Raw genomic sequence first — 17,543 nt, 5'->3', positions numbered from 1 at the left:
GTAAGTAATTAAACATTACCTTCTTGAGTATCGACATGCTCTCGTTTATGGTGAGCTGCGATTTCATCCGCTAAATCTGCACGGGAGCGTTGCTCTGTTAATTTACGCTCTGTCAGCCAGTAAAAGAACAGAGGCACAAAAAATACTGCTAGGAATGTTGCAGCCATCATCCCGCCCATAACCCCAGTACCAACACTATGACGTGCGCCAGCACCGGCGCCAGAACTGATAACCAAAGGCACTACACCTAAAATAAACGCCAACGAGGTCATAATAATTGGTCTAAACCGTAGGCGGGCAGCTTCAAGTGCTGCAGCGCTTGCGCTCCAACCTTGCTGGTGTTTCATCAAGGCGTATTCAACAATCAAGATGGCGTTCTTACTGGCTAAGCCAAGTAAAGTCACTAAGCCGATTTGGAAGTAGACATCATTGGTCATGCCGACTAACCAGATTGACACCAACGCGCCAAAGGTACCAAATGGCAGGGCCAACATCACCGATAATGGTAAAGACCAACGCTCGTAAAGTGCTGCAAGGATCAAAAATACCATGATCACCGCAAGGCCTAAGGCAATGCCTGTGGTGCCTGAGCTGCGCTTTTCTTGATACGCAGAGCCGGTCCAATCATAAGTCATATCCGGTGGTAAGACGGCTTTCGCAATACGCTCTACCTCAGCAATTGCTTGACCAGAGCTGTAACCCGGTGCGGCGTTACCGAGCAATTTAACCGCTGGCAGGTTGTTATAACGGTTCAGGCTTTCTGGTCCGCGGCTGTATTCTATGTTAGTAAACGCCGACATGGGCACCATAGTACCTTGGCTGTTTTCAAAATACGTGATGCCTAAACTGATTGCGTTTGAGGAGCAATATCCTGATTTAAAATTAGATTTTTTGATTTCAGATAATTTTGTCAATGTAGTCGATGATGCACAGGATGTGGCTATTCGCGTAGGTAAACTGAATGACTCAGCACTGCTTTCTCGTAAGGTCGTGAATAATTATCGTATTTTATGTGTTGCGCCAAGCTACGTAGCAAAATACGGTATGCCGAATAACCTAGCTGAGTTAGCACAACATTATTGGGTATGTTTACCTTGGCAGCGCCAGCTAAAATTAAAAGCTGATAATCAAACCTTGGTTAACTTTAATGCGAAAACGCGTTTTACTATTTCAAATTCAGATAATATGACTCAAGCAGCTATTGCAGGTCATGGTATTGCAATTAAATCTAAATTAGCGATTTCTGAAGAGTTGGCGACTGGGCAGTTAATCGAAGTGTTACCAGGGGTATTAGCTGATAATGATGCGCCAGTTTGGTTTTTAAAACCGCAAAACAGTTTACCCACACGAAAAACGGAAGTCTTTTATGAGTTTATGAAGTCGTTATTTAACCTACCTACAGCTTAAAAAGAAAATAGTGTAAGTGTTTTGTGAGTGAAACAGCGCTAATAACCACAAAATTAACAATCGCGCTTGTAATTGTCGTCAAAACTCGTACTCTTAGCGTAATAATAATAACAAAGGTACAGTCAGTAATGACGCGAAAGCTTGCATTATCCACTACATTTCTAGAATTGTCTTCGCAGTTACGTCGATTTGTTTCGCGTATTGTACAACCAGATGATGTAGAAGATATCGTACAAGAAACTTTTGTTAAAAGCTATCAGGCTGATTTAAAACAAGATATTAAGTATGCTCGTAGCTATATGTTAAAAACCGCTAAGCATTTAGCGCTTAATCATATTGCAAAATGGGATAATCAACATTGTGACTCATTAGACACCTCGGATGATTATCAACAGTTGTTGAAATCAATGCAATTAGAGGATGAAGTAACCTCAAAAGAGCGTTTCTTATTATTTTGTCGTGCCACTGAGCAATTAAGTCAGCCAGTACGAAAATGTTTTATATTAAAGAAAGTGTATTGCATGAGCCAAAAAGAAATTGCAGCGCATATGAAGTTAAGTGAAAGTACGGTTGAAAAACATATCGCTAAAGGTTTGTTACAGTCGATGCACTATATGCAGCAGCATGAACAGTTGGATGAGCAGCACAATCACACAATCAAACCTGCCAGGAGGGTGGGAAAATGACTAATATTCATCAGTTTTCGTCTAAAGACGCCATTCAAGCAAAAGCGAGTCGTTGGATCAGTGCCATGGATCGAGGCTTATCAGCGCAAGAGCGCCACGAGTTTCAGCTTTGGGTGCAAGAAAATAAAGCCCATCAAGATGCGGTATTCGAATTAGCCCAAATATGGGACGAATTGAGCGTATTAAATGAGCTAAGCAGTTTATTCCCCAATAAGCATGGCATAAACAAGCCTGTGCAAAGAACAGCTAATTTCTCTATTGCGGCAAGTGTATTTGCAGCCTTACTGATTGCCAGCTTTATGTTTATTGCTATTGAGCATTGGCCAAGTGCACCTCATGAACAAGCAAAATACAGCAAGATTTATCGTACTAAAGTGGGTGAGCAAGCCACGTTTGTATTACCTGACAGTACAATAGTGCAACTTAATACTAATAGTTTATTAGAAGTGGCGTATACAAATAACCGTCGCCAATTAATTTTAAGTCGTGGTGAAGGACGTTTTAACGTTGCCAAAGATGCCGCTCGCCCTTTTACTGTGATGGCAGGAGATAAGTCATTCACAGCGTTAGGCACAGTATTTAATGTACAACGTAATGCGGCATCTGATTTAGAATTAGTAGTCACAGAAGGTAAAGTAATGATCACTGACCCTTCTGTCGCTGTAAATGCGGATGATTTTGTACAATTGCAAAACGCCAGTAACGATACCGCAAAAGTTAAAAATATTAATGCCAGTATTGTCATCTCTGGTGAAAAAGCATTGATAAAAGAAAGTATAACAAAACCAATTACGCGTTTGACGCAAGACGATGTACAACGCGATTTAGCATGGCAACAAGGGATGTTAATTTTTAATGGTGAACCGCTTAGCGACGCTTTACAAGAAGTGAGTCGTTATACCGCAACACGCTTTGAATTAGCAGATCCTAGTTTAGCTTCACTAAAGGTAGCGGGTGTTTTTAAGGCTGGGGATATTGTCGGGTTGCTTGATAGTTTACGATTAAATTTAGCCATTGAGCATGAACGGTTAGGTGAGCATATTGTGAGTCTAAAACAGTCCGATAATAGCTGATCTTTTTGGCTTACTCTTTGATTAAAAGTGTCAGAAGTTACAATGGTAAAAGCAAAAAGTAATAAAATAATTAATAAAAAGATAAAATTACATAGCGGATTATTCTTTCTCAACTGTTTATATAAGTTGCGCAGTAACCAAACGTATTCACTTTGTGGCTGTTTAGCCGTCGCACCGCTTGCATTAAGTTTTAATGTACAAAGTGCAGCGGCTGAATCACAAATGATACAATTTGACATAAAAGCGCAGCGAGCAGACCTAGCACTGATTGAATTTGCCAAACAAACAGAACAAACGGTGGTTTTTTCGTTTGATTTAGCCAAGCAATACCAAGCTCAATCAGTGTATGGTTATTACACTCAGTTAGAAGCGCTTAGCAATATGCTAAAACAGACTGAACTCGATGCGGTTGTTGATCAAAATGGTTTACTGAGTATAAAACTCAAACAAATCAATAGGAATGATAACAACATGAGAAAGCTTTCAGGGGTCAGTGCCGCTGTTTTACCACTTTTAATGGCAACTAACAGTCAAGTGGCAAACGCACAAGAACAAGCCGCGCAGGAAAACATTGAAAAAATTGCCATCGTCGGTAGCCGCGTAGCAGGGCGGTCAGTTGAAGATTTACCTGTGCCTGTTGATATTTTAAGTGCAGAAGCACTGGAAAATACCGGGCAAACAGAAGTGGGTCGTATGCTACAAGCTATTGCACCTTCTTTTAACTTTTCAAGCTCAGCGATCAGTGATGGCACCGATGCACTGCGTCCAGCTACGTTGCGTGGGTTAGGTCCCGATCAAACCTTAGTACTTATTAATGGTAAGCGCCGTCACCAAGCCAGTATTATCCATATCAACACATCTGTAGGGCGTGGTACTGCAGGTACAGATATGAATGCGATCCCAGCTGCTGCAATCAAGCGTATCGAAGTGCTACGTGATGGTGCGGCTGCGCAATATGGCTCGGATGCGATTGCGGGCGTTATCAACATTGTTTTAAAAGACGCTGATGAAGGTGGGAAAGCCGCGGTTAATTATGGTCAATATTCTGAAGGTGATGGCGAAACCGTTACTGTTGATTTTAATAAAGGCTTTGCGTTAGGTGATGACGGTTATTTAAATACCACAATCAATTACCGCGACCGTGCGCCAACAAATCGCGCAGGTTTACATGGCTCTTGCCAATTTTATGGCTGTACAGAGCTTTCTGATGGTACGCTATTAGCGGGCGATCCTCGTGAGCTGACTGCACCACGTGATACATTTAGAATTGGCGATGCAGACTCGCAACAATTTGCTTTAACTGTGAATTCGGGATATGAACTAGCAGGTGGCGAGTTATATGGTTTTATTACTTACTCAACTCGAGATAATGAGTCAGCCGCGTTTTTCCGTGAAAATGCCAATGGCGGCGGTAACCCAGTATTACAAGACGGTGATGCTGTGATCCCAATGGGATTCTTACCAAAAATTAATACCACCATTGATGATGTTTCTTATAACTTTGGCTTTAAAAAAGAGTTTGATAACAGCTCAAGCCTTGATTTGTCATACACCTATGGTGAAAACAGCATCGATTACACCACCAGTGACACTATCAATGGCTCATACGCTAATCTATTACGTTATGATCAAGGTTTAAGTGCTGACGACATTCGCGCCACAATTCCTCGCCAAGCGTATGCCTATGGCATGGAGTTATCACTGCAAACCATTAACCTTGATTTTACGCAAGATTATGATGATTTCTCGCTTGCTATGGGCGCGGAATTACGTACTGATGAATACCGTATTTTAGAAGGCAGTGAATACGCATACCGTGATTACGATACCAACAACGGCGTTAACATTTATGATGGTATGAGTGGTGGCATTGGCAGCGAAAATGCCGCTGGTGGTACGCAAGGTTTTGGTGGCTCTGCACCAGCGTCATCGGTGGATGAATCTCGCGATGTGATCTCTTTTTACTTAGATGCTGAAACCTATATTATTGATGATGTTATTATTTCAGGCGCGCTTCGCTATGATAACTACAAAGGGTTTGGCGACACGGTAAACTTTAAGTTAGCTGGTAACTGGTCTGTGACTGATGACGTATCGTTACGTGGTGCGGTGAGTACCGGCTTTAGAGCACCTTCGATGCAGCAGTTATATTTTAATAATATAAGCACCCAATTTGTGGTTGGTCCTAATGGGACTTTAGTGGCTGAAGAAGTTGGTACGTTTAGAAACGACAGTACGCTTGCACAAAGTATTGGTATTCCAAAACTCAAAGAAGAGAAATCACAAAATCTAAGTATGGGTATTGTATATAACGTGACTGATAACATTAATGTGACGTTAGATTACTACTCAATTGATATTGATGACCGCATTGTGATCAGTAATCGTTTAGGCAAAGGCTTATCAGACACCTTAGATGCTGCGCTGGTTAGCTCAGGTGCAGGTGCTGGGCAGTTTTTCTTAAATGGGGCCGACACTGAAACGCAAGGTATTGATTTTGTTGCAACCTGGAATACTGAAGGGTTAGGCGGCACGCTTGATTTTACCTTAGCAGCTAACTTTACTGAAACCGATGTCGTGGATTTATTTACCCCACAAGGCAGCGGCCTTGAGACAATTCCTGTTGAAGATGTATTTTCTTCGCAAGAAACCTCAATCATCGAAGAGTGGCAACCACAAGACAGAGTTAACTTAAGTGCGCTATATCGTTTAGAAGATTGGACGGTGAACTTATCCCTTAACCGTTACGGTGAATACACAGTTGAAGACGGTGGTCGCCAAACCTACGGGGCTGAGATCCTAACTGATGTTAAAGTGAACTACTTTGTTACTGATAATCTGTCACTGAATATTGGTGCTAACAACTTATTTGACGTATACCCAGATAAAAACACCATTGGTAATTCACGCGCAGGCACTATAGTGGATGCTGCAGGTAATACCATTGTAAGTTCTACTGGGGTATTTGAGTATTCACGTCGCTCTGCGCCATTTGGCTTTAACGGTGCTTACTATTATGTAGGTGCTGAATACCGATTCTAAAATAACTTCTCCTACGTTATTTAGCTTTAAAGGGCCGTTAGGCCCTTTTTTTGTTTTAGAGTGATTTTAGAGTGATTTTAGAGTGATTGGGTAGTTTTCATAACCTTTAATGTTGTTCATTACTGTCATCAACGTTTGATGGGTACTGTTTTCGTTCGCTGAAATTTGCACTGCGGATATTTTATACTTCGCTGCAAACATGGCGAGGTTAGTGGCTACTTGGTCTAACGCAATTAACCGTTCGCCAAAATGTACGGCATTATTTTGGTCGATACTAAAATGCGCGCTTTTAGTTAGTTTATCAATATTAGGTTTATCTAAAGGTCGTTGTAACTCGATGGCAACGGGTTTTACAAACGATGTTGTAACTATAAAGAAAATTAATAATATGAACACGATATCAAGCATCGGGGTCATATCTACATCTGCGTTATCTTGTTGTACATGTTGTTTATTTCTCATAATGGAACCTTATTTTTTTGATAAAATGCTGCGGCGCCACAGCGGTGTAGTAGGTACCTATTAATAAGCCTAGACGATAAAATTTATGCCGTGGTTAAATAAATATTCTATTTTTATTAATTTTTTGCATTATTTTGTTATAAAAATCATTTGACTATAGTTATGGATATAAAAAAGCCCAGCATCTGGCTGGGCTTTGATTTAAGCATAGTGATCAATGCTTTTGCATACGGCTCATCTCGGTATGGCAGCTTTGCATGGTTAATAATACTTTAGCCAGTGCAGCTTCACAGTCATGGGGCTGTGGTTTTTTCATCGCTGTTTTGATTTCTGAGAGTGTTTTATCTTCCACTTCTTCAAGCTCTTTAACATATGTTTGATCGTTATCTGAGCTAAATTTAGTGATCAGTGCAGTGTAGGCTCGGCGAGCTTCAACAGCAAATGATGAGCCATCTTCGCGTTCTCCTTGCTCATTGATTGCATAGGGTTGAAGGTTTTCAACACTCACTTTGCGCGCATCTATCATACGTTGAAAAAGTGCGCCAATTGCTGGATCTTTGACTTTCTCTTGGGCTTTTTCATAAAAGTCGATGCCGCTGTTCATTACTTGGATAATGTCAGTGATATGATTAACGTCTTGTCCTTGATGGGTATTCATAATTATGACCTCTTTAAGTTTAATGAAATTCATATTAACTAAAGCAAGCTATGTTCCAGTGTGAGGGTTTTATATAACCAGTTGTATTTTAATGGTTAAAATATATTTTTGAGGGGGAGGTTGCTTACTAAGCTAAACTCAGTAAGCAAATTTTACACAGACTTTGTAAGAGTGTTATTTTAACTCATCGGCTACTTCAGCCACTTTCTGCCGTAACCAAATATGACTTGCGTCACGGTGTAATAATGGGCTCCAGATCATATCGAGTTCAAATGGCGGAATAGGAAAAGGTGGCTCAAGTATTTTTAAACCGGCATCGTCTAAATAAATGTTTGCTGCTTTTGAAGGTAACGTCGCAACTAAATTTTGTTCTTTCGCTAAGTGAATAGCAACATGGTAATTACGGGTGAAAGTAGCAATGTTACGGTGTTTGCCAAAGTGGGCGAGGGCTTCATCTACCCAGCCTAGCTTTTGCACATCTTTGGGATCCATGCCAACACCTACCCCAAAACCTGTTTTACTGACCCAAATGTGACGGGCTTTTAAATAACTATCTAAGCTGAAGTTTTCGATTATTGGATTGTCGGCTTTGAGTAAGCAGCAAAAGCTGTCTTTCCAAATTCGCTTATGATGGAACGATTGCGGTAAATTTTCAAAGCGGTTAATCGCCATATCAACTTTGCCATTTTCAACATCATGAAAGGTTACGTCACTAGGAGTTAGGATATCTAAAGTGGTATCGGGCGCTTCTGCATGAAGCTTACTTAATAGTTTAGGCGCTAACGTGCTGGCGGCATAATCGCTGGCCATAATACGAAATACTCGCTTACTTTGACCAGCTTCAAACTCGCGATTAGGCGCAAGGGTTTCTTCTAGGGTCATTAATATACCGCGGATCACCGGCTGTAATTCAATTGCTCGCTCGGTTGGCACCATTCCGTCGCTTGTTCGCACCAAAATTGGATCATTAAATAAATTACGTAAACGCTTTAAACCATTACTCATGGCCGGTTGTGTAATACTGAGTTGATGTGCGGCGCGAGTAACATTGCATTCGCGTAATAAGGTATCGAGATAAACGAGTAAGTTTAAATCTATTTTACTGATATTCATTGTGTGTCCTTTCGTTTACCACTGGTGGATAAATCGCTGTGCTGCCGGATAGGGGTATATATGACTAACAATGCCTTTTCTTACATTTTGTTGTGCTTGCTGCCAAAATATTACATCGAGTAACTCAGGATGTGCCTGAGTAAAAATTTCCTTATAACGCTGGTTAGGCATTACAAAAGTGCATAATTGTTCAGGAAATACATCCTGTGGTGCTACAGAGTAGCTTTGCTCATTGGTTAAGTAGTCGTCATAGCTTTTTGCTTTAGGCAGCGCTCTGAAGTTCATATCTGTTAAATATTGCACTTCATCATAATCGTAAAAAATAATGCGCTTATGTTTACTCACGCCAAAGTTTTTAAGCAGCATGTCGCCAGGAAATATATTAACCGCGATCATCTCTTTAAGGGCTTGGCCGTATTCTGTTATTGCAACGGCAGCATCCTCGTAGTTGGCGTTCTCTAAGTATAAATTGAGCGGTGTCATCCGTCGTTCAATATACATATGTTTGATGATCAATAAGTCTCCTTCAATGATCATCGATGAGCCAATGGTTTCCTTAAGCTGCGCAAGTAATGTAGCGTTAAAACGTGCGAGTGGGAATACGACGTTAGAATACTCTATAGTATCGGCCATACGGCCAACACGGTCGTGGCTTTTTACTAATTGGTAGCGTTTAAGTACTGTATCGCGACCAAACGGTTTGCTCTCACCAAACTTATCTTTAATTATTTTAAACACATAATCAAAAGAAGGCAGGGTAAATACCATCATCACCATACCAGGTGTGCCAGGGGCAATCACAAAGTCATCAGTAGAGCGTTGTAAATGGGTTAAAAACTCACGATAGAATTCTGTTTTGCCCTGTTTATGAAAACCGATGGCATTGTAAAGCTCGGCTAAGGTTTTGTTGGGCATTAGTTGATTTAAGAATCGCACTAAAGCTGAAGGTGCATGAGTTTCAACCATAAAATAGGCGCGGGCAAAACCAAAAATAACCCGCATTTGTGATGAGTTAGTCAGTAGCGCATCTAAATAAAGACCTTCATCTTGATGATGTAATACGGCAATAATAAAGGGTTGCACGCCACTTTGCGACACTACACGACCAACAATATACGCGGCTTTATTACGATAAAAAGGTGTTTGCAAAATATCAAAACGCATTTGCCATGCACGGTGGTGTGTATCGGGCGCTTGTTTGTAAAACGCTTTTACAAGCAGTCGTATATCGCGCTCTAAATTCACAAAATCGGCTTTAAAGTCAAACTGATTAATCATTTTACGAATTGTTGGTTTTAAGCCGTCTACAACAGGAAAATAACTACGGTATTCGGCTTCAACAGGAAGCGCAGGCGCATCGGCTAAGGTGGCTTTAACAAAAATAAAATCATTATTAAAATAACGCCGATGAAACAACCGACAAAATACTGAATTATAAAACGTTTCAGCCAATTCTGCCTGTGGGTGAAAGGTTAAAAAATGCTGATAGGTCTGTTTTGTTTGTAACCACAAAGACTCATCAAGTTGCTTGGCGTGCTGTTGCAATTGCTGGGTTGTTTCGTTTACCCGTTCATCATAATAGGTTATTCGCAGGCGGCTAATATCATGCATTTTTGCCCAGTCTCGCTTGGCAAATGCGAGAGGGGCTTGTGCAGTGATCTGCTGAAATAATTTATAATGTTTTTTAAAGCCATTTAAAATTAGCTCGGCAATGTTTTGTGGCTGCATGAACGGGTACTCCAAAATGACGATAGAGCATATACTCTACAATTGTTAAGAGTATGCTAAATATTGGTAAAACCCAATAGCTTAATCATAATGTTTTAGTTTTTTTTCTAATTCGGAGAGTTGCTTGTTAACGGCTTTAGTATTTTTGGCATAGGTTTTATTAAGTACTTTTATTTGTTTTTTTATATCTTTTGTAAGGCTTTTTCTCTCATCATCACTCATTAAACGATTAAGCCGTTGTTGCTGCATATATTCAGCACGATCACGGTCGCGGCTTAGAATGGCTAGCTTGTGTTTTACGCTACGAATTTCAGCATTGAGATTGCGAACAATTTGTTCACGTTCAAGTGAATTAAGAAGTTTGACATGATTACCACTGGAGGGCGTAACATTTGGTGATACGGTCAATTTATGCTCTGTGGCTTGACCGCCACAAGGAAACTGGCTAAATGTAGTGCCTTTGTCGGTAACGCATTTGTAATATTTATCGGCGCAAGCAGCCGGCTCAGCAACGAGGAGCAAACTGATAAAAATAACGTACAGAGCACACAGTTTCATTACACAGCCTTCCCTAGTTAGGTCATAGTTGAATATAAAACTATAACCTAACTAGGGCAAATCGCCAGTGGCGTTATTGGGTAAAGGTTTTTAGTTTTTTAATACTCTGCACTAAAAATGGAATATCTAAACCTTGCTCGATAGAAAATCCCTGTGCAGCAGAAATATTCTTATAATTACCGTCGGAATCAATTAACGTGATACGGTCTTTCTTATAAGCAATAAAAACGCCTTGCGAATAGTTAACCCCCATATCATCTTTTTTGCCATATAAATTAACGCCTAACATCGTTTGTTGGGCGATAGTTTTACAGCCTAGATATTGCCCGACACTGGTAGCAATTAAATCACTTGGTTGGATCAAACCTTCAATCCGGGTTACTTTTTTATCAGTGCTATATAATGACGAGGCTGAAACAATACCTTGCTCAGTACTGGCTAAACTAAATGCAAATACTTGCGTAACATCTGCACGAAGCGTGGTATTTTCATCAGCCTCTATAATACGAATGGCTGCATTGTTGGCTGTATCGTTATTAATGTAGTCGTAATCAGCAAAGCCATTGATACTCATACTGCGACGATTACTTTGCCAAACAGGCAATGTTTGCTCTGTCATTAATGCTGGTTTGTAATACGCAGGTAAACCGTAAATTAAGCTAAATAAAGCATCTTGATGAGCACTCGGTTGTAAAAAGCGCTCTGTTTTATGCAAATTAGTATGTTGTTCAGCAAAACTTGTTAATGCCTCATCAGTGTTAAACACTAAAATATCAATAGTTGCAGCACTAAAGTTATCGCACCGAGCAAGGGGAGCCGGGGCAAGGTAATTCATGTTTTGTGTATTAAGTTTCACATTGTGAGCTTGCTTATAACTTTCGATGTCTAATAAATCATTTTTTGCCAACAAACTTTTAGCCGTTGTTGGGTAAGACAGCGGTAATACATTATCTTGCTTGGTGATATCAAATTTTAAATTAGCATCAGCCCAAATATGAATACTGTGGCTCAGTGCAAAACACACTAATAAAAACGAACTGGCATAACGGGCAAACTTATACTGTTTTAAACGCGCTAAATGGTGCCATGTATAGTTACTTGCGAGTAATTGAAATGCAAAAATGAGCATGACAATACCGCCAGCAAGTAAGGTGGTTAGGGCTGGGGAACTAGTTAACCGGTGCCACAATAAACTGATAATTTCAGGTAGTGCAGAGCTACTTAAGTGATACCCTAAGTTAAAATAGACATAGGCATCGAGAGTCAGTAAAGATGCTCCACAGGTGGCGAGGATCGCCGCCATACCGCGAATATGTCGCGGATAAGGAAATATCAAACTCAGCGGAAATACCGTCAGCACAAAAGCAATAAAGGTAATAAAACTAGTGTGGCTAAGCCAAGTCACTAGCATATAAAGAATACCCATAAAGCTAGTTGGCGGAGAGTCAGCAAATAAGTAGCTTAAACTTATAAGCAACACTAAGCCGATATTGGCGAATGTGAACCAATGCCCCCAACTTAATAATTGACTTGCTTTAGACGAAAATTGATTGTGCTGCGATAAATTCATAAAGTCTATTTAACCGATTGCGCAAGTGCTTTAGCAAAATTGTCTGCAACCGCTTGTCTTTTCCCTGTTGGTACATGCTCTTTTAAGATATGCGTGATAGAATTTCCTAAACACATAAGACTTAAATCAACCGGCGCATTGTGCTTAGTTAACACATCAATGAGCTGATCGACGATTTGTTCTACTTCATCATTAGAATATTTTGATAAGATTGGCATCAGTTGGTTCAATAAAAGAGTTATATTCTCACATTTTAACACCAGAGGCGTGAAAAACAAAGATGGCAATAGATGTTAAAAAGTTAGTCGTTCATTATGTAGACAAAAAAGACGACGATACGCAAATTCATTTGCGCAATGACGAAATGGCAGTGAATGAAAAAGTTGCCGTATTCATCGAGCAACTTCATCACGCATACAACGGCAAACCAGGTAAAGGGTTTTGTGCTTTCAGTGGTGATAAAAACTCTGTGGTTGCCTCAGCGATGCAAAGCTACCGTAATCACGAACTTGGTTTTTGGCACATGACCGAGCAAGCTACCACGGTTTTAAAAGAAGAGTTAAATAAATACGCGTTTAACGAAACCGGTTATTTAATTTTTTGTCATTACCAATATGTAGCCACTGACTACATGCTGATTGCTATGATCAACATCAAAGAGCATTACTCAATTACTTCTGATCTTGATTTAGCGTCGTCGCGTCATTTAGATATTTCGCGCATGCAACTGGCGGCCCGCATCGATTTAACCGGTTGGGATACGCAAGCAGAAGACAATCGCTATATCTCCTTTATAAAAGGCCGAGCAGGGCGCAAAGTCGCCGACTTCTTCTTAGACTTTTTAGGATGTGAAGAAGGGATTGATCCAAAACAGCAAAGCCAAGTGATGCTTAATGCCGTGGAAGATTATTTATCAGAGCAACAATTCGATAAATCAGAAAAAGACGACCTACGTAAGCAAGTGTTTGATTACTGTAATGACTGCGTCACCACCGGCGAAGATGCCAACGTTAGTGAATTATCCGCAACGCTCACCAAAGGCGACGACAACCCGTTCGAAAGCTTTTGCAAAGAGCAAAGCTATGATTTAGAAGAGTCATTCCCAGTTGATAAAAAAACCGTCACTAGCATGGTTAAATTCTCCGGCCTTGGCGGCGGCGTGAGCATCAGCTTTGAACGCAAACATCTAGGCGAACGGGTAATGTACAACGAAGCCACTGATACCTTAGTCATTAAAGGCATACCACCTAATCTTAAAGACCAACTACAACGGTTTATGGAAAGTGAAGACTAGAGCTTTAGCCGTCAGCTTTAAGCCATAAGCGGTAAGTTTTAAGCAGATTTGAGTTAGTTGAAAGCGTGTGGTGTTCACACCGCGCTTTTTTTGTTTGCTTACTTGCGATTGTAGGTTTGTTTTAGATTAAAATTCATAAAGTTAAAATGATCACCTTAAGGACACAGCTACCTTTTTGAAGAGTGGTGTAAAAAGATTATTGGTTTTAAATTTTGGAAATTTTCACTTCGGAAAACTAATATAACCTGAATAATAGCTCCTTAAAAATTGTTGATAAATAAGCTAGATGGAATTCCCTAAGCCTGTGATTGCTATTAAAAAAGCCGCGTTAATTTTCATTAGCGCGGCTTTTTACTGTGCTTTTAAGCTAAACCAAAGGTGTTAATCAACACTCATAGTTTTAGTCATTGCGGCATTTGCACGACCAGCTGGCTTGATAGAGCCGGCACGTAAGCCACTATCAGGAATAGCTTCACGTTTGTCGTGTGCCATCGCTTTAGGCATGTGGGCAACTTCACTATCTGCAACGGCAGTAGGTTGTGCCATTGGTGCACTTGCTTTACCTGAGGTGATCACTGTTTTAGTGTGCGCGACAGGTTTTGTAGTAGGCTTAGTCTCTGCCATTGGTGCAGCTTCAACTACTTCTGGAGTAGGTTCAGCAACAACAGGCGTTTCTTCAACTACTTCTGGAGTATCTTCAACAACAGGTGCTTGTTCAACGACTTCTGGAGCAGGTTCAGCAACAACAGGCGTTTCTGCAACTACTTCTGGAGTAGGTTCAACAACAGGTGCTTCTGCAACTACTTCTGGAGTAGCTTCAACAACAGGTGCTTCTTCAACTACTTCTGGAGTAGCTTCAACAACAGGTGCTTCTTCAACTACTTCTGGAGTAGGTTCAACAGGTGCTTCTGCAACTACTTCTGGAGTAGGTTCAACAACAGGTGCTTCTGCAACTACTTCTGGAGTAGGTTCAACAACAGGTGCTTCTGCAACTACTTCTGGAGAAGGTTCAACAACAGGTGCTTCTGCAACTACTTCTTGAGTAGGCTCTTTAGCTGCTGGTGTTTCTACAGCTTCAGCTGTTTGCGCATCTTGCTTCGCTTTTAACTCGGCTTCATATTCAGCAGCGGCTTGGTCGGCCACAGGAATAAACGCTGGCGGTTGCGTACCTTGTGTTGGCGTAGCTTCTTCACCTTCAGGGCGACGACGGCGTTGGCCTGCTGCACGTAAATGACGTGGTGAGCGGCGTGAACGTGTACGTGTTTGGCCTTGCTCTTCATCAGTTTGTACAGCGTCTTGCTCGCTAGGTGCCACTTGCTCACTAGGAGTTGCTGATTGTGCAACTTTTTGCTCAGGTGCATCTACAGGCGCAGTTTCAGCAGCTGCTTTCACTTCTTCGCGTTGTGTTACAGCTGGCTTAGCTGGTTTTTCATCAACAACTGGCGTAGCTTGCTGTTCAGCGTCATTGTTTGTTGCAACTGCTTGTTGGGCGTTTTCATCTTGCAAGCGAACTTTTTTACGTAAGTTACGGCGTTGACGACGTACTTTAGGCTTTTGCTCAGTTGCTTCAACAGCGACATCTTTAGCTGCTGCAGTGTCTTTAACGTCAGCTTTTGCTTCTGTTTTCTCTGCTACAACTTTGCTGTCATCGTTTCGCGTGTCGTTGCGTTTACGAGAGTTAGGATTACGACGACGCTTATTGCGATTTTCGTTTCTTTCCTGTTGCTCGTTATTTGCTGTTGTAGCTGCTGGTGTTTCTTCAGCTACGCGCTCGGTACGCTCATTTTGTGGTTTGCCGCGCGAATTATTATTACGACGACGTTGGTTATTACGACGACGCGTATCACCCTCGTTATTACGACGTTGATTATTGCGAGATTCGCTCGCTGGTTTTTGTTGCTGTTGTTTGCTTTCAGTCTGCTCAGCAGGTGTTGCAAATAAAGCCTTAAACCAATTACCAATAGCAGTGAACAAGCTTACTTGCGGCTGTGCTGCAGCACTTTGTGGCGCTGCTGGTGTTACTTGAGCTTGTTGTGGCGCTGGTGTTGAAGGCATTACAACGCCTTTTAGCACCGGCTCTTCACGTACTGCAACCGTAGGTGTTTTTGATGTTTCATACACTTCAGGCTCTGGCGCAGTGATCTGCTCGTAGCTTGCCGCTTCAATGGTTTCATCTTTACGCAAACGCATCACTTCATAGTGTGGTGTATCCATATGTTTATTAGGAATGATCACCACATCACAGCTGTGACGTTTTTCAATACGGTGTACGCTACGACGTTGCTCATTTAACAGGTATGAAGCCACTGCAACAGGCACTTGTGCATTAACCTGTGAGGTATTGTCTTTAATCGCTTCTTCTTCGATTAAACGTAGGATTGATAATGCAATCGATTCGTTTGAACGAATTGTGCCTTGGCCGCTACAACGTGGGCATGGGCCTTGGCTTGCTTCACCAAGTGAAGGACGTAGGCGCTGACGTGACATTTCAAGTAAACCAAAACGTGAAATTTTGCCAATTTGTACACGAGCACGATCAGGGCGAACCGCATCTTTTAAGCGGTTTTCTACTTCACGTTGATGGCGCGGTGGCGTCATATCAATAAAGTCGATAACGATTAAGCCACCTAAGTCGCGTAAACGTAATTGGCGAGCAATTTCGTCTGCAGCTTCTAAGTTGGTATTCAGTGCTGTTTCTTCGATATCGCCGCCTTTAGTGGCTTTAGATGAGTTGATATCGATAGAGGTTAACGCTTCAGTTGGGTCGATTACAATTGAACCACCAGAAGGCAAGCGCACTTCACGTTGGAATGCAGATTCAATTTGGCTTTCGATTTGATAATGCGTGAACAGCGGTACTTCACCTTGGTAAAGTTTTACACGGCTCATGAAGTCAGGACGAAAACGCTCAATGTGCGCTTTTGCTTCTTCAAATACACGGGCTTTATCAATCAGAATTTCACCGATATCACGACGTAAATAATCGCGGATAGCGCGGAAAATTACGTTACTTTCTTGGTGAATCAAAAAGGGGGCTTTACCGCTGTCTGATGCTTGTTGAATGGCATCCCAATGTACTAATAGTGCTTTTAAATCGTAGTTTAGTTCTTCAAACGATTTACCAACACCGGCAGTACGTACGATTAAACCCATGCCTTTAGGCAGTTCTAAACGGCTTAATGCTTCTTTAAGTTCTGTACGCTCATCACCTTCGATACGACGAGAGATCCCGCCTGCACGTGGGTTATTAGGCATTAAAACAAGGTAGCTACCGGCAACACTGATAAAAGTGGTAAGCGCCGCGCCTTTTTGGCCACGTTCTTCTTTGTCAACTTGGACAATCACTTCTTGACCTTCTTTGATCACGTCACGAATATTCGGGCGACCATGGAAAGTATAACCTTGTGGGAAGTAAGTACGGGCGATTTCTTTTAAAGGAAGGAATCCGTGACGATCAGCACCATAATCAACAAAGGCTGCTTCTAATGACGGTTCGATACGTGTGATTTTGCCTTTATAAATATTGGCTTTTTTTTGTTCGTGACCCGGGCTTTCGATATCTAAATCATACAGGCGCTGGCCATCAACCAGTGCTACGCGCATTTCTTCTTGCTGCGTCGCATTGATTAGCATACGTTTCATATTGTTACTCTACTGTGTTATGTCGCTGACATGACGAAACTTTTCGCCTGTTCAGTTGCTCCATCGCTTCTTTTTGTACAGTCTCACGACTGGATCTGTGGGGAGCTTGGTACTGTATTCGTACACTAAGTATCTTTATGGTGCTGGCTGACAATAACGTGTTGTCACGTTATTAAATTCTATTATGGTGCCAAAACTATCGGCTGTTTTTTTACAGTGACGTATTCGAGTTCTGTCCAGAGTCGACCATTTATTAAATTAACTTAGGTGTTTTACAGTACATCTGCTGAACGGCGTATCGTACGCCGTC

General features: G+C 41.4%; 12 protein-coding genes and 2 pseudogenes. 5 read left to right on the top strand and 9 right to left on the bottom strand.

Features of this window, described 5'->3' with window-relative positions; translation table 11 throughout:
* Positions 1–8: 8 nt before the first annotated feature.
* Positions 9–827: pseudogene (locus NDQ71_RS04420) on the bottom strand (efflux RND transporter permease subunit); the annotation flags it as partial.
* Between NDQ71_RS04420 and NDQ71_RS04415 the strand changes: the two are divergent.
* From NDQ71_RS04415 to NDQ71_RS04400, 4 genes and pseudogenes are all read left to right on the top strand, one after another.
* A pseudogene (locus NDQ71_RS04415) lies at positions 814–1,407 on the top strand (substrate binding domain-containing protein); the annotation flags it as partial. The pseudogenes NDQ71_RS04420 and NDQ71_RS04415 overlap by 14 nt on opposite strands.
* Before the next feature lie 128 nt (positions 1,408–1,535).
* Complete coding sequence (locus tag NDQ71_RS04410; RefSeq protein ID WP_192541397.1) at positions 1,536–2,093, top strand: RNA polymerase sigma factor; 558 nt, start codon at positions 1,536–1,538, stop codon at positions 2,091–2,093.
* On the top strand, positions 2,090–3,166 hold the full coding sequence (locus tag NDQ71_RS04405; protein WP_192541398.1) for a FecR family protein: 1,077 nt from the start codon (positions 2,090–2,092) through the stop codon (positions 3,164–3,166). Before NDQ71_RS04410 ends, NDQ71_RS04405 begins: the two co-directional genes overlap by 4 nt.
* A gap of 42 nt (positions 3,167–3,208) precedes the next feature.
* Positions 3,209–6,208, top strand: a complete 3,000-nt coding sequence (locus NDQ71_RS04400; protein WP_301562323.1) for a TonB-dependent siderophore receptor — start codon at positions 3,209–3,211, stop codon at positions 6,206–6,208.
* Positions 6,209–6,274: 66 nt separating this feature from the next.
* Here the strand turns inward: NDQ71_RS04400 and NDQ71_RS04395 are convergent, their stop codons facing one another.
* The 7 genes from NDQ71_RS04395 to NDQ71_RS04365 all read right to left on the bottom strand — a co-directional run bounded on the left by NDQ71_RS04395 (position 6,275) and on the right by NDQ71_RS04365 (position 12,515).
* A complete protein-coding gene (locus tag NDQ71_RS04395) occupies positions 6,275–6,670 on the bottom strand; it encodes a biopolymer transporter ExbD (RefSeq protein ID WP_301562322.1) in 396 nt (131 codons plus the stop codon).
* Between the two features lie 214 nt (positions 6,671–6,884).
* Positions 6,885–7,328, bottom strand: a complete 444-nt coding sequence (locus NDQ71_RS04390) for a PA2169 family four-helix-bundle protein (protein WP_301562321.1) — start codon at positions 7,326–7,328, stop codon at positions 6,885–6,887.
* 174 nt (positions 7,329–7,502) lie between these two features.
* Positions 7,503–8,441: a LysR family transcriptional regulator gene (locus NDQ71_RS04385; protein ID WP_301562320.1), complete on the bottom strand. Its 939-nt coding sequence runs from the start codon at positions 8,439–8,441 to the stop codon at positions 7,503–7,505.
* Positions 8,442–8,456: 15 nt separating this feature from the next.
* Positions 8,457–10,169 carry a bifunctional isocitrate dehydrogenase kinase/phosphatase gene (gene aceK, locus NDQ71_RS04380; protein ID WP_301562319.1) on the bottom strand — a complete coding sequence of 571 codons (1,713 nt, stop codon included), beginning with the start codon at positions 10,167–10,169 and terminating at the stop codon, positions 8,457–8,459.
* A gap of 81 nt (positions 10,170–10,250) precedes the next feature.
* Positions 10,251–10,727, bottom strand: coding sequence for a DUF4124 domain-containing protein (locus NDQ71_RS04375; RefSeq protein WP_192541402.1), 477 nt, complete (start codon positions 10,725–10,727; stop codon positions 10,251–10,253).
* A 73-nt stretch (positions 10,728–10,800) separates the two neighbouring features.
* Positions 10,801–12,297 carry a DUF3413 domain-containing protein gene (locus NDQ71_RS04370; RefSeq protein WP_064667074.1) on the bottom strand — a complete coding sequence of 499 codons (1,497 nt, stop codon included), beginning with the start codon at positions 12,295–12,297 and terminating at the stop codon, positions 10,801–10,803.
* Positions 12,298–12,302: 5 nt separating this feature from the next.
* Positions 12,303–12,515, bottom strand: a complete 213-nt coding sequence (locus NDQ71_RS04365; RefSeq protein WP_016707302.1) for a DUF1414 domain-containing protein — start codon at positions 12,513–12,515, stop codon at positions 12,303–12,305.
* Positions 12,516–12,577: 62 nt separating this feature from the next.
* Between NDQ71_RS04365 and yejK the strand changes: the two genes are divergently transcribed.
* The gene (yejK, locus tag NDQ71_RS04360; protein ID WP_064667073.1) at positions 12,578–13,591 is read left to right on the top strand and encodes a nucleoid-associated protein YejK; all 1,014 of its coding nucleotides are present in this window, start codon (positions 12,578–12,580) and stop codon (positions 13,589–13,591) included.
* Positions 13,592–13,972: 381 nt separating this feature from the next.
* Here yejK and rne read toward each other — a convergent pair whose 3' ends face one another.
* Positions 13,973–17,233, bottom strand: a complete 3,261-nt coding sequence (gene rne, locus NDQ71_RS04355) for a ribonuclease E (RefSeq protein WP_301562318.1) — start codon at positions 17,231–17,233, stop codon at positions 13,973–13,975.
* Positions 17,234–17,543 lie beyond the last annotated feature (310 nt).

It is taken from the genome of Pseudoalteromonas sp. KG3 (assembly GCF_030436385.1).
Lineage (GTDB): Bacteria > Pseudomonadota > Gammaproteobacteria > Enterobacterales > Alteromonadaceae > Pseudoalteromonas > Pseudoalteromonas prydzensis.
This window is presented reverse-complemented; position numbering and strand designations above follow the sequence as displayed.